The sequence below is a fragment of the Albimonas donghaensis genome (genome assembly GCF_900106695.1).
Lineage (GTDB): Bacteria > Pseudomonadota > Alphaproteobacteria > Rhodobacterales > Rhodobacteraceae > Albimonas > Albimonas donghaensis.
The window spans coordinates 572,151-594,493 of record NZ_FNMZ01000002.1; the positions used below are offsets into that span (position 1 = coordinate 572,151).

19 protein-coding genes and 1 tRNA gene are annotated in these 22,343 nt (G+C 71.4%); 13 read left to right on the forward strand and 7 right to left on the reverse strand.

Annotated elements, in window-relative coordinates; translation table 11 throughout:
- Nucleotides 1-153: 153 nt before the first annotated feature.
- The 3 genes from BLV24_RS22990 to BLV24_RS08495 form a co-directional block, all read right to left on the reverse strand.
- On the reverse strand, nucleotides 154-1,416 hold the full coding sequence (locus tag BLV24_RS22990) for a phosphoadenylyl-sulfate reductase (RefSeq protein WP_342707983.1): 1,263 nt from the start codon (nucleotides 1,414-1,416) through the stop codon (nucleotides 154-156).
- Nucleotides 1,403-3,058: a nitrite/sulfite reductase gene (locus tag BLV24_RS08490; protein ID WP_092680724.1), complete on the reverse strand. Its 1,656-nt coding sequence runs from the start codon at nucleotides 3,056-3,058 to the stop codon at nucleotides 1,403-1,405. The genes BLV24_RS22990 and BLV24_RS08490 overlap by 14 nt, the downstream gene beginning before the upstream one ends.
- A gap of 129 nt (nucleotides 3,059-3,187) precedes the next feature.
- Nucleotides 3,188-3,520 carry a DUF2849 domain-containing protein gene (locus BLV24_RS08495; RefSeq protein ID WP_092680725.1) on the reverse strand — a complete coding sequence of 111 codons (333 nt, stop codon included), beginning with the start codon at nucleotides 3,518-3,520 and terminating at the stop codon, nucleotides 3,188-3,190.
- A 210-nt stretch (nucleotides 3,521-3,730) separates the two neighbouring features.
- Here BLV24_RS08495 and glmM point away from each other — a divergent pair, with 210 nt between their 5' ends.
- The 4 genes from glmM (at nucleotide 3,731) to BLV24_RS08515 (ending at nucleotide 8,681) form a co-directional block, all read left to right on the forward strand.
- Nucleotides 3,731-5,080 (forward strand): phosphoglucosamine mutase, encoded by a 1,350-nt coding sequence (glmM, locus tag BLV24_RS08500; protein WP_092680726.1) that lies wholly within the window; start codon nucleotides 3,731-3,733, stop codon nucleotides 5,078-5,080.
- A 272-nt stretch (nucleotides 5,081-5,352) separates the two neighbouring features.
- Nucleotides 5,353-6,531, forward strand: coding sequence for a phosphoserine transaminase (locus tag BLV24_RS08505; RefSeq protein ID WP_092680727.1), 1,179 nt, complete (start codon nucleotides 5,353-5,355; stop codon nucleotides 6,529-6,531).
- A 120-nt stretch (nucleotides 6,532-6,651) separates the two neighbouring features.
- Nucleotides 6,652-8,244, forward strand: coding sequence for a phosphoglycerate dehydrogenase (gene serA, locus BLV24_RS08510; protein WP_092680728.1), 1,593 nt, complete (start codon nucleotides 6,652-6,654; stop codon nucleotides 8,242-8,244).
- 182 nt (nucleotides 8,245-8,426) lie between these two features.
- On the forward strand, nucleotides 8,427-8,681 hold the full coding sequence (locus BLV24_RS08515) for a CDGSH iron-sulfur domain-containing protein (protein WP_092680729.1): 255 nt from the start codon (nucleotides 8,427-8,429) through the stop codon (nucleotides 8,679-8,681).
- A 147-nt stretch (nucleotides 8,682-8,828) separates the two neighbouring features.
- Here BLV24_RS08515 and BLV24_RS08520 read toward each other — a convergent pair whose 3' ends face one another.
- Entirely contained in the window at nucleotides 8,829-10,292 is a 1,464-nt protein-coding gene (locus tag BLV24_RS08520) for a DNA recombination protein RmuC (protein WP_245710462.1), read from the reverse strand.
- A 169-nt stretch (nucleotides 10,293-10,461) separates the two neighbouring features.
- Here BLV24_RS08520 and BLV24_RS08525 point away from each other — a divergent pair, with 169 nt between their 5' ends.
- From BLV24_RS08525 to BLV24_RS08540, 4 genes are all read left to right on the forward strand, one after another.
- Complete coding sequence (locus BLV24_RS08525) at nucleotides 10,462-11,757, forward strand: adenylosuccinate synthase (protein WP_092680731.1); 1,296 nt, start codon at nucleotides 10,462-10,464, stop codon at nucleotides 11,755-11,757.
- A complete protein-coding gene (locus BLV24_RS08530; protein WP_092680732.1) occupies nucleotides 11,754-12,038 on the forward strand; it encodes a DUF2842 domain-containing protein in 285 nt (94 codons plus the stop codon). Before BLV24_RS08525 ends, BLV24_RS08530 begins: the two co-directional genes overlap by 4 nt.
- A gap of 823 nt (nucleotides 12,039-12,861) precedes the next feature.
- The gene (locus tag BLV24_RS08535) at nucleotides 12,862-13,521 is read left to right on the forward strand and encodes a response regulator transcription factor (RefSeq protein ID WP_092680733.1); all 660 of its coding nucleotides are present in this window, start codon (nucleotides 12,862-12,864) and stop codon (nucleotides 13,519-13,521) included.
- A gap of 3 nt (nucleotides 13,522-13,524) precedes the next feature.
- On the forward strand, nucleotides 13,525-14,883 hold the full coding sequence (locus BLV24_RS08540) for a sensor histidine kinase (protein ID WP_092680734.1): 1,359 nt from the start codon (nucleotides 13,525-13,527) through the stop codon (nucleotides 14,881-14,883).
- A 22-nt stretch (nucleotides 14,884-14,905) separates the two neighbouring features.
- Here BLV24_RS08540 and BLV24_RS08545 read toward each other — a convergent pair whose 3' ends face one another.
- Nucleotides 14,906-16,024 (reverse strand): SDR family oxidoreductase, encoded by a 1,119-nt coding sequence (locus BLV24_RS08545; RefSeq protein ID WP_092680735.1) that lies wholly within the window; start codon nucleotides 16,022-16,024, stop codon nucleotides 14,906-14,908.
- A 109-nt stretch (nucleotides 16,025-16,133) separates the two neighbouring features.
- Between BLV24_RS08545 and BLV24_RS08550 the strand changes: the two genes are divergently transcribed.
- Nucleotides 16,134-16,742, forward strand: a complete 609-nt coding sequence (locus BLV24_RS08550; RefSeq protein ID WP_176954687.1) for a TetR/AcrR family transcriptional regulator — start codon at nucleotides 16,134-16,136, stop codon at nucleotides 16,740-16,742.
- A gap of 147 nt (nucleotides 16,743-16,889) precedes the next feature.
- Here the strand turns inward: BLV24_RS08550 and BLV24_RS08555 are convergent.
- Nucleotides 16,890-16,964, reverse strand: a tRNA-Glu gene (locus tag BLV24_RS08555).
- 115 nt (nucleotides 16,965-17,079) lie between these two features.
- On the reverse strand, nucleotides 17,080-18,864 hold the full coding sequence (recJ, locus tag BLV24_RS08560) for a single-stranded-DNA-specific exonuclease RecJ (RefSeq protein WP_092680737.1): 1,785 nt from the start codon (nucleotides 18,862-18,864) through the stop codon (nucleotides 17,080-17,082).
- A gap of 531 nt (nucleotides 18,865-19,395) precedes the next feature.
- Between recJ and BLV24_RS22225 the strand changes: the two genes are divergently transcribed.
- From BLV24_RS22225 to BLV24_RS08580, 4 genes are all read left to right on the forward strand, one after another.
- Nucleotides 19,396-20,133, forward strand: coding sequence for a 3-oxoacid CoA-transferase subunit A (locus tag BLV24_RS22225; protein WP_245710463.1), 738 nt, complete (start codon nucleotides 19,396-19,398; stop codon nucleotides 20,131-20,133).
- The gene (locus BLV24_RS08570) at nucleotides 20,130-20,840 is read left to right on the forward strand and encodes a 3-oxoacid CoA-transferase subunit B (RefSeq protein WP_092680738.1); all 711 of its coding nucleotides are present in this window, start codon (nucleotides 20,130-20,132) and stop codon (nucleotides 20,838-20,840) included. Before BLV24_RS22225 ends, BLV24_RS08570 begins: the two co-directional genes overlap by 4 nt.
- 260 nt (nucleotides 20,841-21,100) lie before the next feature.
- Nucleotides 21,101-21,592: a translation initiation factor IF-3 gene (infC, locus tag BLV24_RS08575; RefSeq protein ID WP_245710464.1), complete on the forward strand. Its 492-nt coding sequence runs from the start codon at nucleotides 21,101-21,103 to the stop codon at nucleotides 21,590-21,592.
- Nucleotides 21,593-21,607: 15 nt separating this feature from the next.
- Nucleotides 21,608-22,300: a DUF938 domain-containing protein gene (locus BLV24_RS08580; RefSeq protein ID WP_092680740.1), complete on the forward strand. Its 693-nt coding sequence runs from the start codon at nucleotides 21,608-21,610 to the stop codon at nucleotides 22,298-22,300.
- The last annotated feature ends 43 nt before the right edge of the window (nucleotides 22,301-22,343 follow it).

Here is a 22,343-nt window from a genome sequence, read left to right on the forward strand (position 1 = left end):
CGGCGACCCTCGCCCGGCGCGCGGGGCGGCGCAACCGGGCCGGGGGCGCCGGAAACGAGAACGGCGCGGCCCCCGGGGAGGGACCGCGCCGTTGAGCGGCATGGCTGCGCGAAGCGGCGAGGACGGGTTGGCCCCCGCCCTCCGTCCCCGCGATCAGGCGGCCTGCGGGGCGCCGCGCACCACGCGGCCGTCGACGATGTGGATGCCGCATTCGGTCTTGTCCGACCCGCGCCAGCGCCCGGCCCGCGGATCCTCGCCCGGCTTCACCTTGGTGGTGCAGGGGGCGCAGCCGAGGCTCGGGAAGCCCTCGGAGACCATCGGGTGCCGCGGCAGGCTGTGCGCGTCCATGTATTCCGAGATCCGGGCCGCGTCCCATTCCGCCATCGGGTTGAGCTTGATGCGGCCGTTGGCGTCGGCCTCGAACAGCTGAAGGTCGGCGCGGTCGGCGGTCTGGAACCGCTTGCGGCCGGTGATCCACGCCTGGAACGGGGCCAGCGCGCGCTCCAGCGGGCGGGTCTTGCGCAGGTCGCAGCAGCTGTCGGCGTAGTCCTTGTGCAGGTCGCCGTCCGGGTCCTCGCCCTTCACCTGGGCGTGGTCCGGGCGCACCAGGCGCACGCCGGTCAGGCCCAGATGCTCGGCCAGCTCCTGCTGATAGGCGAGCGTCGCCGGGAACAGCATCCCGGTTTCGAGGAACAGCACCGGGGTCGCCTTGTCGATCTGGCTGACCATGTGCAGCAGCGCCGCGGATTCGGCCCCGAAGGACGAGACCATGGAGATGCCGCCGCGGAATTCCTTCTCGATCCCCGCGCGCAGCACTTCCTGCGCCGTGGCGCCGGCGTATTTGGCGTTGAGCCGCGCGGCCATCTGCTCCGGCGTCTCGGGAGCGGCCTTGTCGGCGCGGGGGCCGCGGGCCTCTCCGCGCGCCGCCCGGCGGGCCTCGAAGATCGAGACGGCGCCGCGGGTCAGGCCCGACTGGTAGCTGAGGCTCACCGCCTCCTTGGCGTCGCGCCATTGCGGTTCGGGCTGGCGGGCGGCCATGGCCTCGGGGATCTCGACCGTATCCACCCCGACCGCGAGCAGCATCGGGAACTGGTCGGCGATCACCGGCCCCACGGCGCGGATCTCGCCGCGGAACCCCAGCCCGCGCAGGCGGCGCGCGATGGAGAAGCCGCGCCCATCGGCGAAGCTGGGAAAGCGCACCGCCACCAGCGACAGGGTCGGCAGCAGGTCGGCCATCCTGCGCGCGTCGGCGTCGGGGCCGACGATCACGCCCAGCGCGGAGACGCCCCTGGGGGCCCCTTCCTCACGCAGGCGGGCTTCCTCCAGGATCACCTTCTCGCCCTTCGGCGCCGCCTGGCCTTCGGCCAGCTTCACCCAGGTCTCGGGGATCGGTCCGTTCGCATCAAGCAGCGGCATAGATCGCCTCCTTGAAAGCCGGCATCCCGGCGCGGCGGTAGGTCTGGAGGAAGGTTTCGCCCGGCTGGCGGATCTCCAGGTAGCGGTCGACCAGTTTCTCGATCACGTCGGGCACGTCTTCGTAGGAAAAGCCCGGCCCGGTGCGTTCGCCGACCGAGGCGTCCTCGCCCGGCGCGCCGCCCAGCGTGATCTGGTAGGATTCCACCCCGGCCTTATCGAGCCCGAGAATGCCGATATGGCCGACATGGTGGTGTCCGCAGGCGTTGATGCAGCCCGAGATCTTGAGCGCGAGCGGCCCGATCCGGCGCTGGCGGTCCTCATCCGCGAACCGCTCCGCGATCGCCTGGGCGACGGGGATGGAGCGCGCGGTGGCGAGCGCGCAATAGTCCAGCCCCGGGCAGGCGATGATGTCGGTGACCAGCCCGAGATTGGCCGCGTGCAGCCCCTGCGACTTCAGCAGGGCGTAGAGCGAGGGCAGGTCGTCGAGCTTCACATAAGGCAGGACCACGTTCTGCTCATGGGTGATGCGCAGCTCGTCGAGGCTGAAGCGCTCGGCCGCGATGGCCATGGCGCGCATCTGCTCGGCCGTGGCGTCGCCCGGCGCGCCGCCGATGGGCTTGAGCGAGATCACCGCGATGGCGTAGCCCTGCGTCTTGTGACCCACGGTGTTCTGGTCGACCCAGCGGGCGAAGGCGGGGTCGGCCTTCTTCGCGGCCGCGAGCCGGGCGCTCTCGGCCGGCAGGTCGGCGTATTCCGGCGGGGCGAAATAGGCGTCGATGCGGGCCAGCTCCTCGGCGTCGGGGGTGAGCACGTCGCGATCCATGCGCGCGAACTCCTCCTCGACTTCGCGGGCGTAGTTGTCGGCGCCCATCTCGTGGACGAGGATCTTGATGCGGGCCTTGTACTTGTTGTCCCGGCGGCCGTGCAGGTTGTAGACGCGCAGCGCGGCCTCCAGCCAGGGCAGCAGGTCCTCGCGCGGGAGGAAATCGCGGATGACGGGCGCGATCATCGGGGTGCGGCCCTGACCGCCGCCGACGAACATCCGGTAGCCGATCTCGCCCTCCGCGTTGCGCACGATCTGGATGCCGATGTCATGCACGCGGATGGCGGCGCGGTCGGTCTCGGCCCCGGTGACGGCGATCTTGAACTTTCGGCCCAGGAAGGTGAATTCCGGGTGCAGGGTGGACCATTGCCGGATCAGCTCGCAGGTCGGGCGCGGATCCTCGATCTCGTCCCGCGCGACGCCGGCATAGGGGTCGGAGGTGGTGTTGCGGATGCAGTTCCCCGACGTCTGGATGGCGTGCATCTCCACATCCGCGAGATGCTGGAGCACGTCGGGAATGTCGCCGAGCTTGGGCCAGTTGTACTGGATGTTCTGACGGGTGGTGAAATGCCCGTAGCCGCGGTCGTAACGCTCCGCGATCATGGCGAGTTGGCGCATCTGGGCGGCCGAGAGCGTGCCGTAGGGGATCGCCACGCGCAGCATGTAGGCGTGAAGCTGCAGGTAGAGGCCGTTCATCAGGCGCAGCGGCTTGAATTCGTCCTCGGTCAGCGCGCCGGTGAGACGGCGCTCGACCTGGCCGCGGAACTGGGCGACGCGCTGGTTCACGATCTTGGCGTCGAATTCGTCGTAGCGATACATGTGCGGGTCCTCGGCGCCCGGACCCGCCGCGGAGGCGGCGTCGGGGGCGCGGATCTGCGCGGGCGGGGCCGCGCGGGGAACGGGCTGGCGGAGGCTGGCCTCCCGAAGGGGAGCGGCGCGGCGCGGCGGTCAGGCCGCGCGGGTCGCTTCCTCGGCGCCGGCCATGTAGTCGAAGGTCGGGCGCATCGCGGCGCGGATCGCCTCGCGCCGCGTGGCGGGCATGAGGCCCTGGGGCGTCTGCCGCACCTCGGCCAGGTAGGCGCCGACGACGAGGCCCTGGGTGAAGGGCGCGACGGCGAGCGCCTCGAACATCTCGACCTCCGCCGGGGTGGAGGCGGCCATCGCGTCGGCGAAGTCGTCGGACCAGCGGGCGCCGGTCCACCAGACCGACTCGCCGCCATGCAGCGCATTGCCGGTCAGAACCTGCGGTTTGAAGGCCTTGGCCATGGCGGGAATCCCCATTGCGATCTCTACTGCAACGCAACGTAGGGGCGCGCCTTGGGGAATGCAATAAATCACACCCGTCCTGAGCTTCACGGATGATTTCACAGTTCAGAAAAGTTTTATCGCCCGCGGGGGCTCCGGCTTATGGACCCGCGCGCCCCGCTCGGCTACCGCGGAGGGACCGGCGGCGGAAGGCTCCGCCGACCGCAAGAGGCCGGAGGACCGCCCGTGACCAGATCGCTGTTCGGCACCGACGGGGTGCGCGGCCGCGCCAACGCCCACCCGATGACGCCCGAGATCGCCCTGCGGCTCGGCCAGGCGGCGGGCGTGCATTTCCGGCGCGGCGGGCATCGGCACCGGGTGGTGATCGGCAAGGACACCCGCCTGTCGGGCTACATGCTGGAACAGGCGATGACGGCGGGGTTCCTGTCGGCGGGGGTGGACGTGTTCCTGCTGGGGCCGATCCCGACGCCGGGCGTGGGGATGCTGACCAAAAGCCTGCGGGCGGATGCGGGGGTGATGATCTCGGCCTCGCACAACCCGTTCAACGACAACGGCATCAAGCTGTTCGGGCCGGACGGCTACAAGCTGTCGGATGAGGCGGAGACGGCGATCGAGGCGATGATGGACCAGCCCCCCGATCTGGTGGACGCGCCCCGGCTGGGCCGGGCCAAGCGCATCGACGACGGGTTGGGGCGCTATATCGAGAACGCCAAGGGCAGTTTTCCGCGGGCGCTGCGGCTGGACGGGCTGAAAGTGGTGGTGGATTGCGCCAACGGCGCCGCCTATCGCACCGCGCCGATGGTGTTGTGGGAGCTGGGGGCCGAGGTGATCCCGGTCGGCGTCGCGCCCAACGGGGTCAATATCAACGAGCGCTGCGGGTCGACCTATCCGCTGACCTGCGCCGAGACGGTGCTGGCCCATGGCGCGGATGTGGGGCTGGCGCTGGACGGCGACGCGGACCGGCTGATCGTGGTGGACGAGACCGGGACCGTGGTGGACGGCGACCAGATCATGGCCCTGATCGCCGAGCGCTGGCGCCGCGACGGGGTGCTGAAGGGCGACGCGCTGGTTTCCACCGTCATGTCCAATCTGGGGCTGGAGCGGCGGCTGGACGAGATCGGCGTGCGCCTGCTGCGCACCAAGGTCGGCGACCGCTACGTGGTCGAGGCGATGCGGCGCGGCAATTACAATCTGGGCGGCGAGCAGTCCGGCCATATCGTGATGTCGGACCATGCGACCACCGGCGACGGGCTGCTGGCGGGCCTTCAGGTGCTGGCCGCGCTGGTCGAGGACGGGAAACCGGCCTCGGAGACCTGCAAGCGGTTCGAGCCCCTGCCCCAGGTCCTGAAGAACGTGCGCTACGCCGCCGGGCAGGCGCCGCTGGAACTGGGCGCGGTGCAGGCGGCGATCGCGGCGGGCGAGGCGCGGCTGGAGGGCTCGGGCCGGGTGCTGATCCGCAAGTCGGGCACCGAGCCGCTGATCCGGGTGATGGCCGAGGGCGAGGACGCCGGCCTGGTCGAGGCGGTGGTGGACGACATCTGCGCCGCGGTGTCGGAGGCGGCGCAGGCGGCCTGAAGCGGCGCGGGCCGGGAGGACGGGACGAAGGGGGCGTCGAGCCCCCTGCGCCCCGCGCCTCGCCCTGCGAGGCGGGCCCCTGCGGCCGGCCGGCGGGCCCGGGCGCGGCGGCCGGGGCGGCCGCTCGAATACGACGCATCGACCTTCAGGCCCGACGCCGTTTCCCGCTTGACCGACTCCGCCCGCAGGCGTATCGGGGCTGCGGGCCAGTCACCGGGTAAGGGCGAGCGGTGGCGGCTCAGTTATCTCGCCCTGACGATGGAGCGCGTCTCATGACGTTCCCCGAAAAGCCGCAGGCTCTGCCTGCGCGTGCTGAATTCTCCTCCGGTCCCTGCCCGAAACGTCCCGGCTGGTCGCTGACCGCCGTCGCCGAAAAGGCGTGGCTGGGCCGCTCGCATCGCGCCTCCGGGCCGAAGGCGCAGCTCAAGCAGGTGATCGACCTGACCGCGACCCTGCTGGGCGTGCCCGAGGGCTACAAGGTCGGCATCGTTCCCGCCTCCGACACCGGCGCCTTCGAGATGGCCATGTGGTCGATGCTGGGCGCGCGCCCCGTGGACATGCTGGCCTGGGAAAGCTTCGGCGCCGGCTGGGCCACCGACGCGACCAAGCAGCTCAAGCTCGACGATTGCCGGGTGATCACCGCCGAATACGGCGTGCTGCCGGACTTCGCGCAGGTGCGGACTGCGGACGCCGACATCTGCTTCACCCAGAACGGCACCACCTCGGGCGCGAAGATCCCGAATTTCGACTGGATCCCCGACGACCGCGCCGGGCTGACCTTCGTGGACGCGACCTCGGCCGCCTTCGCGCAGGACATCGACTGGGCCAAGGTCGATGTGCTGACCTTCTCCTGGCAGAAGGTGATGGGCGGCGAAGGCGGGCACGGCGTGCTGATCCTGTCGCCCCGCGCGGTGGAGCGGCTGGAATCCTACGTCCCCCCGCGCCCCCTTCCCAAGATCTTCCGCCTGACCAAGGGCGGCAAGCTGATCGAGGGCGTATTCAAGGGCGAGACCATCAACACCCCCTCCATGCTCTGCGTGGCGGATGCGCTGGACGCGCTGGAATGGGTCGAGGGACTCGGCGGCGTCGCGGCCACCCGCGCCCGCGCCGACGCCAACTTCGCCGCGATCCAGTCCTGGGTGGACGCGACCGACTGGGTGGAGAACCTCGTGGCCGATCCGGCGGCGCGGTCCAACACCTCCGTCTGCCTCTCGGTGGTCGATCCGGCGGTCGCCGCGCTCGACGACGCGGGACAGCGGGCCTTCGTGAAGAAGATGGTCACGATGCTGGAGAAAGAGGGCGCCGCGCTGGACATCAACGGCTATCGCGACGCGCCGGCCGGCCTGCGCATCTGGTGCGGGGCCACGGTCGACACGGCCGATGTCGAGGCGCTGACGCCCTGGCTCGACTGGGCCTTCGCCGCCGCCAAGGCCGAGCTCGCCTCCGCCTGATCCCGTTGAACGCCCTTCCCCGCGGGGGAAGGGCGCGCCATCCCCCCGCATAACGGCCCCCCCGAGGGCCCGCCCCTGGCCGCCATCCGCGCCGGGGCGCTTCCCCCAAAGGAGCGAACCATGCCCAAGGTTCTGATTTCCGACGCCCTGTCCGACGCCGCCGTCCAGATCTTCCGTGACAACGGGGTCGAGGTCGACTTCCAGCCCGCGCTGGGCAAGGACCCCGAGAAGCTCGCCGAGATCATCGGCAACTATGACGGGCTCGCCATCCGCTCGGCCACCAAGGCCACCGCGGCGCTGCTGGAGAAGGCCGACAACCTAAAGGTCATCGGCCGCGCCGGCATCGGCGTCGACAATGTCGACATCGCCGCCGCGTCCGCAAAGGGCATCGTGGTGATGAACACGCCCTTCGGCAATTCCATCACCACCGCCGAGCACGCCATCGCCATGATGTTCGCCTGCGCCCGGCAGATCCCGGAAGCCGACGCCTCGACCCGCGCCGGCAAGTGGGAGAAGTCGAAATTCATGGGCTCGGAGATCACCGGCAAGACGCTGGGCGTGATCGGCTGCGGCAATATCGGCTCGGTCGTCGCCTCCCGCGCGCTGGGTCTGCGCATGAAGGTCGCCGCCTACGACCCGTTCCTGTCGGCCGAGCGCGCGCAGGAGCTGGGGGTGGAGAAGTTCGACGATGTCGAGGACCTGCTCGCCAAGGCCGATTTCGTCACCCTGCACCTGCCCAAGACCCCGCAGACCGCCAATATCCTGTCCGCCGAGCGCATCGCCAAGATGAAGCCCGGCGCGCGGCTGGTGAACTGCGCCCGCGGCGGCCTGGTGGATGAGGAAGCGGTGGCCGAGGCGCTGAAGTCCGGCCATCTCGCCGCCGCCGCCTTCGACGTGTTCGCCGAGGAGCCGGCCAAGGAGAACGTGCTGTTCTCGGCCCCCAACTGCGTGTGCACCCCGCATCTGGGCGCCTCGACCAACGAGGCGCAGGAGAACGTGGCGCTGCAGGTGGCCGAGCAGATGTCGGACTACCTGATGAAGGGCGCGATCTCCAACGCGCTGAACGCGCCGTCGGTGACGGCCGAAGAGGCCCCGCTGCTCAAGCCCTGGATCGCGGTGTGCGAAAGCCTCGGCGGTTTCGCCGGCCAGGTGACGGAGAACGCCATCAAGTCGATCGACATCGAATATGTCGGCCGCGTCGGCCAGCTGAACCAGAAGCCGCTGACCGCGACGCTGGTGGCCTGCCTGCTCAAGCCGCTGGTCGGCGAGGGCGGGGTCAACATGGTCTCGGCCCCGGTGGTGGCGCGCGAGCGCGGCATCAAGATCTCCGAGACCCGCAAGGACGCGCAGGGCGCCTACGGCTCCTACGTCCGGCTGGTGGTGACCACCGAGAAGCAGACCCGCGCCATCGCCGGCACGGTGTTCTCCGACAACAAGCCGCGGATCATCCAGATCAAGGGCATCGACCTCGAGGCCGATCCGCTGCCCAACATGCTCTACACCACCAACAACGACGTGCCGGGCTTCATCGGCGCGCTGGGGGCCAAGCTGGGCGAGCTGGGGATCAATATCGCCACCTTCGCGCTGGGCCGGTCGGAGAAGGGCGGCGAGGCGATCGCGCTGCTCGGCGTGGACGAGCCGGTGACGCAGCCGATGGTCGACCAGATCCTGGCGCTGCCGCAGGTGACCCAGGCCAAGGCGATCCGCTTCTGATCCGCGCGGTCCGACCTGCGCGGTCTCGCCCGCGCCATGGATGGGGAAAGGGGCGGCTTCGGCCGCCCTTTTTCGTGGCGCGCCTTTTCAGGGCGGCGGGGGAAGAGGGCTCGACCTTGGGAACGGCGGGGCTAGGATCAGGGGAGAGCCCATCCCAGCCACACGCCAGGAGCCGCCACGCCATGACCGACACGCCCTCCGACGCCCCCGTCATCGCCCAGAAGGCCCCTTACGGAGTCGAGGTCGCCGCCGGAAGGACCTATTTCTGGTGCGCCTGCGGCAGGTCCGCGAAACAGCCCTTCTGCGATGGGTCGCACAAGGGGTCGGATCTGGCGCCGGTGAAGTGGACGGCGGCGGAGGACGGCGAGGTCTGGTTCTGCGGCTGCAAGCACACCGGCGCGGCGCCGCTTTGCGACGGGACCCACGAAACGCTTTGAGCGGCGGGACTTGAAGGGGGGGCGGGCCGAAGGGGGCGTCGAGCCCCCTCCGCCCCGCGTCCGGCTGCGCCGTCCGGGCGCCCGGATCGCGAAGCGAGCCGCGGGCGGGTCGGGGCTCGATGCCCCGGCGCGGCCGCCCCCCCTTTCCTATTCCCCCGCGTAGCCGCCGGAGAACTCCGGCGCGCCAAGGCTGCGGGGCGCGGTCTCCACCGGGGCGGGCGCGGGCAGGTCGGCGCCCTTCTCCAGCACCCCCGCGGCCTCGAACCGGCGGGCGGCGGGGAGCACGCGGGTCTCTAGGCTGCCGACGGCGGCATTGTACTTCTCTACCGCGCCCTTCAGGCCGCGGCCGACGCCGTCCATCAGCTCTCCGAACCGGGACAGGCGGTCATGCAGAAGGCGGGCGTCGCGAGCCACGGCCTCGGCGCTTTCGGCCAGCTTCTCCTGCCGCCAGCCATAGGCCACCGATTTGATCAGCGCGATCAGCGTGGTGGGCGAGCAGACCAGCACCTTCGCCTCCAGCGCCGCTTCGAATATGCCGGGATCCTCGGCCATGGCGGCGGCGTAGAAGGCCTCTCCCGGCACGAACATCACCACGAAATCGGGGGTCTCCGGCAGGGTCCGCCAATAGTCCTTGCCGCCCAGCATCCGCACATGGCCGCGCAACTGGCGGGCGTGGTGGGCGAGGGCGGCGCGCTGGGCGTCCGGGTCCGTCGCCTCCAGCGCCGTCAGATAGGCGTCGAGCGGGGTCTTGGCGTCCACCACCACGCATTTGCCGCCGGGCAGGCGCACCAGCGCGTCGGGGCGGCGGCGCCCCTCATCGGTGTCGAAGCCCGATTCCAGCGCGAAATCCACATGTTCCAGCATCCCCGCCATCTCGAAGACCTGGCGAAGCTGGAATTCCCCCCAGCGCCCGCGGGTCTGGGGCGCGCGCAGGGCCTGGACGAGCTTGCCGGTCTCGGCGCTCAGCCCTTTCTGGCCGGCGGCGAGGGCGGCGACCTGCTCGCGGATCTCGGCATAGGCGCCGGCGCGGGCCTTTTCGAGCTCCCCCACCACGGCCTCGAATTTCCCTAGGCTCTCGGCCACGGGTTTCACCAGGCCCTCGATGGCGAGGCGGCGGGCGTCCAGCTCGGCGGTCGCGGTCTGGCGATGGCTTTCGAACCGTTCGGATACGAGATTCAGGAAGCTCTCGGCGTTGCGGCCCAGCGCCTCCTGGGCGAGGGCGGCGAACTTGCGCTCGGCCGCGGCTTCGGCGCGGCGCAGCTCATCGAGGCGGGCGGCGTGGGCGGCGCGCTCGCCCTCCAGTTCCGCGGTCAGGTCGGCGCGGGCCTCGGCGGCGTCGCCGAGGCGGTTGCGCAGGACCGCGGCCTCGGCCTCGGCGGCGGCGAGCCGCTCGGCCCGCGCTTCGGCGGCGGCGAGAGCGCGGCGAGCCTCCGCGGCGTCGGCCTGCGCGCGGGCCGCGCGCCTTGCCAGCGGCCGCAATCCCAGCGCCGCGACCGCCGCGGCCCCGAGCGCCGCCGCCACCCAGCCCTGCCCGGCCAGGCCCAGCCCGGCATGCCACGCCGTAGCGTCAGCCCAGGCGGCGCCCGCCATTTCCTGAAGGTCTTGCAACATCTTGCGGACTCCGCCCTCGCGCGCCCCAGATGATGGACCTCCTTTGTTCTCCACGCAACCGCCCGCCGACAATTCCCCCCTGCGCCGCGACGATGCGACGGGCTGTGCTCGCCGGCCGGATCGGGCTACAACCCGGCCCGTTTGCGCAACCCGGATCGGGAGGGCCATCATGGCCAACGTAGTGGTGGTCGGCGCCCAGTGGGGCGACGAAGGCAAGGGCAAGCTGGTCGACTGGCTGTCGGAGCGCGCCGATGTCATCGTCCGCTTCCAGGGCGGGCATAACGCCGGCCATACGCTGGTGATCGACGGCGTCGTCTACAAGCTTGCGCTGCTGCCCTCGGGCATCGTGCGCAAGGGCAAGCTGAGCGTGATCGGCAACGGCGTGGTGCTCGACCCCTGGGCGCTGCTGACCGAGATCGAGAAGCTGCGCGGCCAGGGGGTGGAGGTCACGACCGACAACCTGATGGTCGCGGAGAACACGCCGCTGATCCTGCCGGTGCACGGAGAGCTGGACCGCGCCCGCGAGGCCCAGAATTCCGCCGCCAAGATCGGCACCACCGGGCGCGGCATCGGCCCGTGCTACGAGGACAAGGTCGGGCGCCGGGCGATCCGGGTGGCGGACCTTGCGGACCGGGCGACGCTGGAAAGCCGGCTGGACCGGCTGCTGACCCATCACGACGCGTTGCGCCGTGGGCTGGGCCTGCCCGAGATCGACCGCGCCGCCCTGACCGAGGCGCTGCTGGAGGTGGCCCCCAAGGTGCTGCCCTACGCCGCGCCGGTATGGAAGGTGCTGGCCGAGCGCCGCGCCGCCGGCGACCGCATCCTGTTCGAGGGCGCCCAGGGCGCGCTGCTGGACATCGATTTCGGCACCTATCCCTACGTGACCTCGTCGAACACGCTGGCGGGCATGGCGTCCACCGGCTCGGGTCTCGGCCCGTCGGCGGTGGATTTCGTGCTGGGCATCGTGAAGGCCTACACGACCCGCGTGGGCGAGGGCCCGTTCCCGACCGAGCTGGACGACGCCGTCGGCCAGCGCCTGGGCGAGCGGGGGCATGAGTTCGGCACCAATACCGGGCGCAAGCGGCGCTGCGGCTGGTTCGATGCGGTGCTGGTGCGCCAGACCTGCATGACCTCGGGCGTCACCGGCATCGCGCTGACCAAGCTCGACGTGCTGGACGGGTTCGAGGAGCTGCGGATCTGCACCGGCTACGAGCTGGACGGGAAGATGCTCGACCACCTGCCCATCGCGTCGGAGCTTCAGCGCCGCTGCAAGCCGGTCTACGAGACGCTGCCCGGCTGGTCGCAGTCCACCGTCGGCGCCCGCACCTGGGCGGATCTGCCGGCCGAGGCGGTGAAGTATGTGCGCCGGGTCGAGGAGCTGATCGGCTGCCCGGTCGCCCTGCTCTCCACCAGCCCGGAGCGTGACGACACGATCCTGGTCGCCGACCCGTTCGCCGGCCGATGAGGCTGAGCTGGAAGGCGCGTCGGCGGCTGTCGGTCCTGCTGCTGCTGGTCTGGCTGCCGCTGTTCGTGGTGGCCGCGCTCTATGTCACCAGCCTGTTCGACCGGCCGCCGATGCTGCTGGAGCTGGCGATCTATGTGGGGCTCGGCGTGATCTGGGCCCTGCCCTTCCGCGCCGTGTTCCGCGGCGTGGGACGCGAGCCGCCGGAGAACGAGTCGCCCGAAAACGAGTCGCCCGAAAACGAGTCGGACGACGACTCGGGGGACTCGGGCGGGCGCGGCTGACCCGGGTTTCTCCGCAGCATCGACGCGCCGGCAGGCGACCCGGAACGGCGCCCCTCGTCCCCGAGGGGCGCCGTTTCATGTTCCGGACATCGCCGCCTTGCGGGTGAACCGGGTCATGGAGAGTCGGCGCGGAGGCGCCTCGGGACCGTTCGGAGTTTGAACGCGGGGGAATCAGCGCAGGCGATTCTGCCCGCCAGCGGTGAGCATCTCGTCGCAGCCCGGGTGAATGTGCCGAAACTCACACGCTGCAGCGCGACACAAACCCGCCTCAATTGTGGCGCAATTGGGCACGATCCCTCGGGAACCGAGTGCGAGGTTCCGGGCTTTCGCGGGTGTGTGTGGGATGTGCCAGTCAAGCGGCGACGTTATGCTGCAACCGCGAGACAAGCTGGGGGTGATGCGACCGCCCGGAACCTCTCCTCGGGATTGGGGGGACCCCGAAGTCCAGTGATCGTGCCATATTCGCGCGGATTGGCAAGTGGCAAAGCGACTTGGACCGATTTTTCGGCAAACCCGCGTCTGTTTTTTGGGCGATTGCCAATCTGGCCCGCAGATCGCAACAGCCGCCCCGGCCTCCGGAATTCAGCCGAGGTTCATGATTTGGCCTCCTTTTGGCCTGGAAACAGATCGCTATCTTCACATATTCCAGTTTCGGAGTTCGATTGCCAATTCGTTCAGATTGGGTTAATACTTTGTCCAATCCGGAGACAAACGGCCGTTCTGGATCGGACATGAGATTTTGTTGGCAATATCCGTTCAGCTTGCAGATACTCACTCTAAATGTGAGTTGCGTGAGCGCCGGAGCGTAACGCCGGAGGATGATATGCGTGTTCTGCTAGTTGAAGACGAAGCGGTGCTGGCCGGTCAGGTTCAGCGCGCCCTCGAATCAGAGGGCCGCGTGGTGGACGTGGCGCGGGACGGCGAGGAAGGCAGCTTCCTCGGGTCGACCGAACCCTACGACGCCATCGTGCTTGATCTCGGGCTGCCCAAGAAGGACGGCAACGCCGTGCTTCGCGACTGGCGCGAGAGCGGGATCAAGGCCCCCGTGCTGGTGCTGACCGCGCGGGATTCCTGGCGGGACAAGGTCGCGGGCCTCGACTCGGGCGCCGACGACTACCTCACCAAACCCTTCCAGATGGACGAGCTGCTCGCCCGCCTGCGCGCCCTGATCCGGCGCTCCTCGGGCCAGCCGAACCCCGTCTTCAAGCAGGGCGGCCTGGAATTCGACACCCGCTCGGGCCGCGTCACCGTAGAGGGCGAGCTGGTGCAGCTCACCGCGCAGGAGACCAACGTGCTGGGCTACCTGATCCTCAACAAGGATCGCGTGGTCAGCCGGACCGAGCTGTCGGAGCATGTCTACGGCTACGACACGGAGCGCGACAGCAACACCATCGAGGTGTTCATCGGCCGCCTGCGCAAGAAGCTCGGCCAGAAGATCATCGTGACCATCCGCGGTCGCGGCTACCAGTTCGACGGAAGCTGACGTTTGGGAGGACTGTCGCTCCGCGCCCGCGCGGTTCTCGGCGGCGTTCTCTGGATCGTGTTCGCGCTCGGCGTGTCGGGATGGCTCCTTGTGGGCGCCTTCGACGGCATCGCCGAGCGCACCTTCTCGCGCAATCTCTCCGCGCAGCTCGACCAGCTTGAAAGCCTGATCCTCACCGGATCGCTCGAGACCGCTCCCAGCCAGACACGGCTGGCCAATCCCCGCTATCTTCAACCCGGATCCGGATATTACTGGCAGGTCGAGCGGCCCGACGGCGCGCTGGTCCGCTCCCCCTCGCTGGGGACGGAGGCCCTGCCCCTGCGCGATCTCCAGGTGGGCGAGACCAGCTTCACCGCGCGGGCGCCGGAGGGGTTCCTGATCCTGACCCGGGTGCGCGTGGTGCGCAGCCTGGACGGCGAAGGCATGTGGCGGGTTTACGCGGCGGAGGCGGTGGTGCGCCTGTCGCGGGACAAGCTGGAATTCCGCCGCTCGCTGTTCGCGGCGCTGATCGGGCTGGGCGGCGCGCTGTCGCTGGCCGCGACCGCGATGACCGGGATGGTGCTGCGCCCGCTGGTGGGTCTGCGCGCGGCGTTCTGGGATTACCGGTCGGGCGAGGCGGAGCGGATCGAGGGGCGCTATCCGCCCGATCTGGAACCGCTGGTGGCCGACCTGAACGAACTGCTGGAGCGCAACGCCAAGATCATCGGCGCGGCGCGGCGGCAGGCGGCGGACCTGGCCCATGCGCTGAAGACCCCGGCCGCGATCATCCGCAACGAGCTCGACACGCTGGAGACGCCCCAGCCCGAGATGCGCGACGCGCTGGCCCGGATCGACGCGCTGATGGTGCGCTACACCGCGCGCGCGCGGCTGGCCGGCGCCAACGCGCCCGGCGCCTCCTGCGAGGTCAGCCCCCTGCTGGGCGGGCTCGGCCGGGTGATGGAGCGGGTGCATTACGAGAAGGTCATAGACCTCGACCTCGACGCCCCCGCCGGGCTGCGGGCGCGGGTGGAGGGCGAGGACCTGGAGGAGCTGGCCGGCAACCTCATCGACAACGCCTTCAAATGGGCGCGGACGTCGGTGCGGGTCTCGGCCCGGCGTCTGCCCGGGCGGATCGAGATCGTGGTGGAGGATGACGGCCCCGGCATCGCGCCCGAGAACCGCCCGACCGCGCTGCGCGAGGGCGGGCGGCTGGACGAGGCGGTGCCGGGCACGGGCCTCGGCCTCGCCATCTGCGCCGACATCGTGGAGGCCTATGAGGGCGCGCTGACGCTGGAGGACTCGGAACTCGGCGGATTGCTGGCCCGGGTCAGCCTGCCGTTGGCGCGGCAGGAGCCGCAGGCCACGCCCCGCGTCGACGCCTGAGGGAGGGGGCCGGGCCGGCGCGTCAACGCGCCTTCGGCCCCCGCCCCTTCCCCGGCCCCTTTCCCGGCTCCTCCGGCGTCAGCGTCAGCGGCTTCACCATCCCCGCCTCCGCCAGCCAGGCGAGCTCATCGCGCATGGTCCGCCGGACGGGCCGGAAACGCACGCCCAGTTCGGCCTTCGAGCGGGTGTGGTCGTAGCGCGAGCGGTCCGCCTCATCGCGCAGCGCGCGGGCGGAGGCGAGGCTCAGCAGCACCGGCTTGCCGGAGATCCGCGCCCAGGCCTCCTGCGCCGCGGCCAGCGCCAGCACCGCGGCCATCGGCGCCCGGCCCGGAACCTTGCGCCCGGTGACCGCCGCGTAGCCCCCGGCGATCTCCCGAAGGGTCATGTGCCGCCCGGCCGCAAGGTAACGCACGCCCCGCCGCCCCTTTTCCGCCGCCGCCAGGATCGCCTCGGCCACGTCGCGGGCGTCCACGAAAGCGAAGCTGCCCGGCGGGGTGGCGGGCATGCGCCCGTCGGCGAAATCCATGGCGAAGCGCCCGCCCGCCGTGGGCCCGGCATCGTAGGGGCCGTGCATCCAGCCCGGCAGCACCAGGGTCGCATGGGCGTCGGGGCGCCGGTCCAGCCAGGCGAAAACCTCCCGATCCGCGAGGATCTTGGAGCGGTAATAGTCGTCGGCGTCGGCCTCCGCCCGCTCCATGCTCTCGTCGATCAACTGGCCCGGCGCGCCCCGCAGCACGGCGACGGAGGAGACATGCACCACGCGCCGGATGCCGGCGCCCCAGGCCGCTTCCAGCACCGCCGCCGTGCCGTCCACGTTGATCCGCTTCAACGCCGCCCAATGCGAGCCGCCGTTGTAGCTGTCGCGGAAATAGGCGGCGGCGTGGATCAGGGCGCCGCAACCCGCCAGCGCGGGGGCGAAGCCGGGGACGTCCTGCACATCGCCCGTCGCCACATCCAGCCCCGGATGATCGGGCAGCAGCCGGGCGGCCTTGGCGGGATCGCGGGCCAGCGCCCGGACGCGCAGCCCCCGCGCCAGCATGGCGCGCACCAGGTTGACGCCCAGCAGTCCGGTGGCCCCGGTCACGAAGACCGGCGCGTCGGGAAGCGGGCCGGGCAGGGTTTCGGCCGCAGGGTCGTGCATGGTCGCCTCCTGCCCGCCCACGGGCCGCCTTGGATACCGGTCAGTATTTTCATACCGCTTGGATCGCAAAATTATACCGAGTAGTATCTGGATTCAAGAGGTATCCCGAATGACCGACGCCGCCCCTCCGCCCCGCCGCCTGACCCGCGACGCGGCCCGCGCCCGCACCCGCGCCGCCCTGCTCGACAGCGCGGGCCGGGTCTTCGCGCGGGCGGGCTATGCCGGCGCCTCGGTCGAGGCGATCGCCGAGGAGGCGGGCTATTCAAAGGGCGCCGTCTATTCCAATTTCGCGTCGAAGGAGGCGCTGTTCCTCGACCTTCTGGCCCGCCGCAAGGCCGAGGAGAAGGCCATGGCCGAGGCGGCGCTGGAGGCCGCGGGCGGCGACCCGCTGGCGGCGCTGGAGGCCTGGGCCGCGACTGCCGAAGCGGAGGCGGACTGGGCCCTGCTGGCGGTGGAGCTTCAGCTTCACGCCCGCCGGATCCCCAATTTCGCCGAAGCCTATGAGGCGCAGGCCGCCGAGCAGCGCGCCGCCTTCGGGCGGACCTTCGCCGCGCTTTTCGCCGCCGCCGGCAAGACCCCGCCCGCCCCGCCGGAGGCGCTGGCCGAAGCGGTCTTCGCCATGGCGCACGGGCTGGCGCTGGGTCCCGAAGCGCCCCGCGCCCCGGCCCTGCTGAGCCTGACCCTGCGCAGCCTGATCGAGGCCGCGCCCCCCGCCTGACCGCCTGACCGCCTGACCGCCTGACCGCCTGACCGCCTGACCGCTTGATGGCGCGTCAGGAGGAGACCGCAAGGCGCGCGTCGCCGCGAACGGCGGCGCCGGTCATCTCCGGCAGCCGGAGGCGACGCCTGGGGGAATGGGGGGGGGTGGTACGCCCTACGGGACTCGAACCCGTGTTACCGCCGTGAAAGGGCGGCGTCCTAACCGCTAGACGAAGGGCGCATCGCGGGCGTTACTAATGGGCTCGGGCCGGGATGGCAAGCCTTGCGGGCCGGTCCGCGCGCGGGTTTTTCGACATCAGGGGCGACGACGTTGCGTCAAGGCGGCGCGACGGCGGTCAGCGGGCCTCCGCGGCGTCCTCGATTCGCAGGCGCACACGGCGGCGCCCGCCCCAGTCGTCGATCTCCAGCCGTCCCGCCACATGCAGGGGCGCCCCGGCCGAGGCGGTGAGCAGCGGCCAGAGCGGGCTGTCGGCCACGCGGAAGGCGGCCGCGTCCACCCGCCCGCCGGCGCCGGTCAGGGTCAGGCGAAGATGGGTCTCGCCCATCGGCTTCGCGTGGCTCACCCGCACCCCGGCCAGCGCGAATCGCGGGGCGGGGGCGGACTGGCCCCAGGGACCGGCGGCGTCGAGCATTTCGCACAGTTCCGGCGTCGCCCCGCCGGGGGCGACGGCGCCGTCGATCCGCAGGTCCTCGGGCCCGCCGGTCCCGGCGCCCTGGCGGGACAGGCGCTCGGCGAGGCGGGCCATGGCGGGCGCCACGCCCTCGCGGGCGACCGTCAGGCCCGCCGCCATCTTGTGCCCGCCGCCCTTGAGGATCAGCCCCTCGCGCGCCAGCGCCGCCACATCGGCCCCCAGGTCCACGCCGGGGACCGACCGGGCGGAGCCGGAGCCCGTCTCCCCGTTCAGGGCGATCACCACGGCGGGGCGGTCGAAACGCTCCTTCAGGCGGGCGGCGACGATGCCCACGACGCCCGGATGCCAGCCCTCGCCGGCGGCCCAGACCAGCGGGCCGTCGGCGCCGCGTTTCTCGGCCTGGGCGATGGCGGAGGCGAGCACGTCGGCCTCCACCTGCCGCCGCTCGCCGTTGAGCGCGTCGAGCCGGGCGGCCAGCGCCGCCGCCTCCTCGGGGTCGTCGCAGGCCAGCAGGCGGACGCCGAGATCCGCCGTCCCGACCCGGCCGCCGGCGTTGATCCGCGGGCCGAACATGAAGCCGAGATGGTAGGCGGAGGGGGCCGAGGTCAGCCGCGCCACGTCGCCCAGCGCCACCAGCCCGGGCCGGCCGCGGCGGGCCATGACCGTGAGACCCTGACGCACCAGCGCCCGGTTCAGCCCGGTCAGCGGGGCCACGTCGGCCACCGTGGCCAGCGCCACCAGGTCGAGCAGCCCCATCAGCCCCGGCTCGGGCAGGCCGCGGGCGCGCAGCAGGCGGTTGGCGGCGACCAGCAGCAGGAAGGCGACGCCGGCGGCGCAGAGCGCGCCCTGCGCCCCGCTCTCGTCCTGGCGGTTGGGGTTCACCACGGCCATGGCGTCGGGCAGCGTGTCCCCGCCCATGTGGTGATCGACGACCATGACGTCCGCGCCCATCGCCCGCGCCGCGGCGATGGGGTCGTGGGCGAGGGTGCCGCAGTCGAGGCAGATCACCAGATCCGCCGCTTTGCCCAACCGGGTCATGGCGGGGATGTTGGGACCGTAGCCCTCGGCGATGCGGTCGGGGATATGCACCTCGGCGTCCAGCCCCTGCGCGCGCAGCCAGCGCAGCAGCAGGGCGGTGGAGGCGGCGCCGTCCACGTCATAGTCGCCGAACAGCGCCACCCGCTCGCGCTTTTCCACCGCGGCGACCAGGCGCTCGGCGGCGGCGTCCATGTCGCGCAGGGTGGAGGGGTCGGGCATCAGATCGCGCAGGGTGGGGGAGAGATAGGCCTCGGCCTCCTCGATCGCCACGCCGCGGGCGGCGAGCACCCGGCCCACCACTTCCGGCGCTCCCAGCCGCTGGGCGATGGCGAGGCCCAGCCGCTCGACCTCCGGCGCAGGTCCGACCCAGCGGCGGCCGAGGGCGGAGCGCTCGACGCCCAGGAAGGCGGGGCCGGCGGCGGGCGGAGGGGCGGAGGCGGGCAGGGTCATGCAGGGGGCTTAGCCGGGCGCGGGCCGGAAGGGAATCCCTTCCCCGCCCGGCGCGCTGCGGGACGGGTCCCGCGCAGGGGCGAGGGAGCCGCGCGTCAACCCGGACGCAGGCGGCGAGGCTCCGCCCGCGCGGCGCGGCGACCGTTGGGAATGCGGACACAGGTGGGAATGCGGACACAGGGCCGCGGGCGGCGAGCGGGCGGGGCGAGCGCCGCCGGGCCCGGCGGGCTCCCAATCTCGCCCAGCTTTTTCGCCCGCCTTGCATGCCCCTGGCTTTCTTGCAGGTCTCTGGCTCTGCGCCCCGGCTGCGGTCCCGATGCCCACCGCCGGCTCCGCTTCGCCCGGCCGCTCGCCGCCCGCGGCCGTTCCGCCCGCGACCACGGCCGCCGCGCCGCGCGGGCGCCCGGCCCCGACCCGCGGGCGGGTCGTCGCGCGGCTCCCCCGCCCCCCCCACTGGCGCCCGCCCGCGTTTTGCGCGAGATTCCGCCCGACAGCCGCGGCCCGCGCGGCGCGACCGAGGAGAGCCCAGACGTGACCACCCCATCCGCCAAAGCCACGGGCGTGCTCAAGCCCGTGCTCTCGGCGCAGGACGCGCTCGCCGACATCCCCGACGGCGCCACCGTGCTCATCGGCGGCTTCGGAGGCGCCGGCAACCCGGTGGAGCTGATCCACGCCCTCATCGACCAGGGCGCCCGCGACCTGACCATCGTCAACAACAACGCCGGCAACGGCGACGTCGGCCTCGCCGCCCTGATCCGCGAGCGGCGGGTGGCCAAGATCATCTGCTCCTTCCCCCGCGCGGCCTCCGCCCATGCCTTCACCGAGGAATACCAGGCCGGCCGCATCGAGCTGGAGACCGTCCCCCAGGGCACGCTGGCCGAGCGCATCCGCGCCGGCGGCGCCGGGGTGCCGGCCTTCTACACCCGCACCTCCGTCGGGACCCCGCTGGCCGAGGGCAAGGAGATCCGCGCGTTCGACGGCCGCGACTACGTGATGGAACACGCCATCACCGGCGACTACGCCCTGGTCAAATGCCTGCGCGCCGACCGCATGGGCAACCTGACCTATTCCAAGTCGGCCCGGAACTTCGCGCCGATCATGTGCATGGCCGCCAAATGCGCCGTGGTGCAGACCGTGGAGCTGGTCGAGCCCGGCGCCATCGACCCCGAGACCGTGGTCACCCCCGGCATCTTCACCGGCCGAATCGTCCACACCCCCGACGCCGTGCAGGAACAGGTGCTGTTCGAACAGGGAGCGCGCTACCCATGACCCCCGCAGCCGACGCCGCCGCAACCGCCAAGCCGAAGAAGATCGGCCTGACCCGCGCCCAGATGGCCTGGCGCGCCGCCCAGGACATCCCCGACGGCTCTTATGTGAATCTCGGGATCGGCATGCCCGAGCTCGCCGCGCTCTATGTCCCCGACGGCCGCCAGGTCACCTATCACACCGAGAACGGCGTGCTGGGCTTCGGCGAGGGCCCGCCCAAGGGCGAGGAGGACTGGGATCTGGTCAACGCCGGCAAGAAAGCAATCGGCCTGCTGCCCGGCGCCTCGATCTTCCATCATGCCGACAGCTTCGCGATGATCCGGGGCGGGCATATCGACCTCGCCATCCTCGGGGCCTTCCAGATCGCGCCCAACGGCGATCTCGCCAACTGGCGCGCGGGGAACGAGGGCATTCCGGCGGTCGGCGGGGCCATGGACCTGGTCTCCGGCGCGCGGCAGGTGTGGTGCATCACCGACCACACCACCCGGGCCGGCGAGGCCAAGCTGATGGACGCCTGCACCTATCCGCTGACCGGCATCGGCTGCGTGACCCGGGTCTACACCGATCTCGCGGTCATCCACGTGGTCGAGGGGCGCTTCCACCTGAAAGCCATCGCCGAAGGCATCACGGTCGAGGAGCTTCAGGCCAAAACCGCCTCGCCGCTGGTGGTCGAGGGCGAGATCGAGGTCATGGCGCCCCCCGCGCTCTGACCCGAGCCGGGCGACGCCCCGGCCGCGACGTCGATGCGCCTCCGCCGGGCCGGACCGGGCGGGGGCGCATGGGACACCGCGCATTCGAAGCGCATCTCCCCCTGCGGCATCTTGCCGAATCCGCCACGAAGCGTATGATGCCTGTCAAGCGAGCCTCCCGTTCGGGACGGCGCGCTTTTCGCGCTTAGGTTACAAAGGACGAGAAAACCATAGCCCGCAGACCGCATCAGGCGCCGCCCACCCGCGACACCGGCCCCCGAGTGAACGACAAGATCCGCGTTCCGGAGATCCGCCTCATCGACCATGAGGGGGAGAACCGCGGCGTGGTCGATCCACGCGACGCCATTCGCATGGCCGAAGAGGTCGGGCTCGATCTCGTCGAGATCTCGCCGAACGCCGCGCCGCCCGTGTGCAAGATCATGGACTTCGGCAAGTTCAAGTATGAACAGCAGAAGAAGGCCAACGAGGCGAAGAAGAAGCAGCGCGTCATCGAGATCAAGGAGGTCAAGTTCCGCCCGAACATCGACATCCATGATTACGAAGTGAAGATGCGCAACGTCACCCGCTTCCTTGAGGATGGCGACAAGGTCAAGGTGACCCTGCGCTTCCGCGGCCGCGAAATGGCGCACCAGGAACTCGGCCGCGAGGTGCTTGAGCGCATCGCGACCGACACCGTCGAACTGGGCAAGGTCGAATCCATGCCCAAGATGGAAGGCCGTCAGATGATCATGGTGATCGGGCCCAAGGCCTGACCGGCCTTCCGAACCATGGCGCATGACCCCGCCGACAGCCGCCCGCGCTACGCCGAACCGGTCTCCGGACCGGATGGCGGCGCGGGCGACGCCCGCCTGACCGCGCCCGCGGCCTCGCGGAATTCCGCCGACATCGCCGCCGCGCTCGCCCGTCTTCTGGCCGACGAACGCGGCCCGGTTATGGAAATCGGCGCCGGCACCGGCCAGCACGCGCTCGCCTGCGCCCGCGCCCTGCCCCGGCTGACCTGGATCCCCACCGACCCCGACCCGCTGCATGTCGCCTCGATCGAGGCCTGGCGCGTGGCGGAAGGGCCGGAGAACCTCGCCGCTCCGCTGACCGTGAACGCCGACGCGGGCTCGGGCGCCGACTGGGCCGCCGCCGCGCGGCTCACCCACGGCCCGCTGCGCGCGGTGTTCTGCGCCAACGTCATCCATATCGCCCCCTGGTCGGTGGCCGAGGGGCTGGTCGCCGGCGCCGCCGCCGCGCTGGGGGCGGGCGGACGGCTGATTCTCTACGGTCCCTTCTATGAGAAGGGCGAGGCCGTGCGCTCCAACCGCGATTTCGACGAGATGCTGCGCGGCCGCGACCCCGCATGGGGCGTGCGCAACCTCGAGGACGTGGCGGCGCTGGCCTCCGACCACGGCTTCGGCGCCCCGCGGCGCGTCGAGATGCCGGCCAACAACCTGATCCTCGCCTTTCCGCGCTGACCGGGATCAGGGCGGCGGGATCAGGCCGGCGGGGTTCTGGCGG

Bases quoted from the DNA above. Each gene is read 5' to 3' on its own strand.
- BLV24_RS08495 (WP_092680725.1), bottom strand. From the start codon at position 3,520: ATGGGGATTCCCGCCATGGCCAAGGCCTTCAAACCGCAGGTTCTGACC.
- BLV24_RS08545 (WP_092680735.1), bottom strand. From the start codon at position 16,024: ATGCACGACCCTGCGGCCGAAACCCTGCCCGGCCCGCTTCCCGACGCG.
- BLV24_RS08490 (WP_092680724.1), bottom strand. From the start codon at position 3,058: ATGTATCGCTACGACGAATTCGACGCCAAGATCGTGAACCAGCGCGTC.
- recJ (WP_092680737.1), bottom strand. From the start codon at position 18,864: ATGACCCTGCCCGCCTCCGCCCCTCCGCCCGCCGCCGGCCCCGCCTTC.
- BLV24_RS22990 (WP_342707983.1), bottom strand. From the start codon at position 1,416: ATGCCGCTGCTTGATGCGAACGGACCGATCCCCGAGACCTGGGTGAAG.
- BLV24_RS08580 (WP_092680740.1), top strand. From the start codon at position 21,608: ATGGCGCATGACCCCGCCGACAGCCGCCCGCGCTACGCCGAACCGGTC.
- BLV24_RS08520 (WP_245710462.1), bottom strand. From the start codon at position 10,292: ATGTTGCAAGACCTTCAGGAAATGGCGGGCGCCGCCTGGGCTGACGCT.
- serA (WP_092680728.1), top strand. From the start codon at position 6,652: ATGCCCAAGGTTCTGATTTCCGACGCCCTGTCCGACGCCGCCGTCCAG.
- BLV24_RS08530 (WP_092680732.1), top strand. From the start codon at position 11,754: ATGAGGCTGAGCTGGAAGGCGCGTCGGCGGCTGTCGGTCCTGCTGCTG.
- BLV24_RS08550 (WP_176954687.1), top strand. From the start codon at position 16,134: ATGACCGACGCCGCCCCTCCGCCCCGCCGCCTGACCCGCGACGCGGCC.
- BLV24_RS08535 (WP_092680733.1), top strand. From the start codon at position 12,862: ATGCGTGTTCTGCTAGTTGAAGACGAAGCGGTGCTGGCCGGTCAGGTT.
- BLV24_RS08505 (WP_092680727.1), top strand. From the start codon at position 5,353: ATGACGTTCCCCGAAAAGCCGCAGGCTCTGCCTGCGCGTGCTGAATTC.
- BLV24_RS08515 (WP_092680729.1), top strand. From the start codon at position 8,427: ATGACCGACACGCCCTCCGACGCCCCCGTCATCGCCCAGAAGGCCCCT.
- BLV24_RS08525 (WP_092680731.1), top strand. From the start codon at position 10,462: ATGGCCAACGTAGTGGTGGTCGGCGCCCAGTGGGGCGACGAAGGCAAG.
- BLV24_RS08570 (WP_092680738.1), top strand. From the start codon at position 20,130: ATGACCCCCGCAGCCGACGCCGCCGCAACCGCCAAGCCGAAGAAGATC.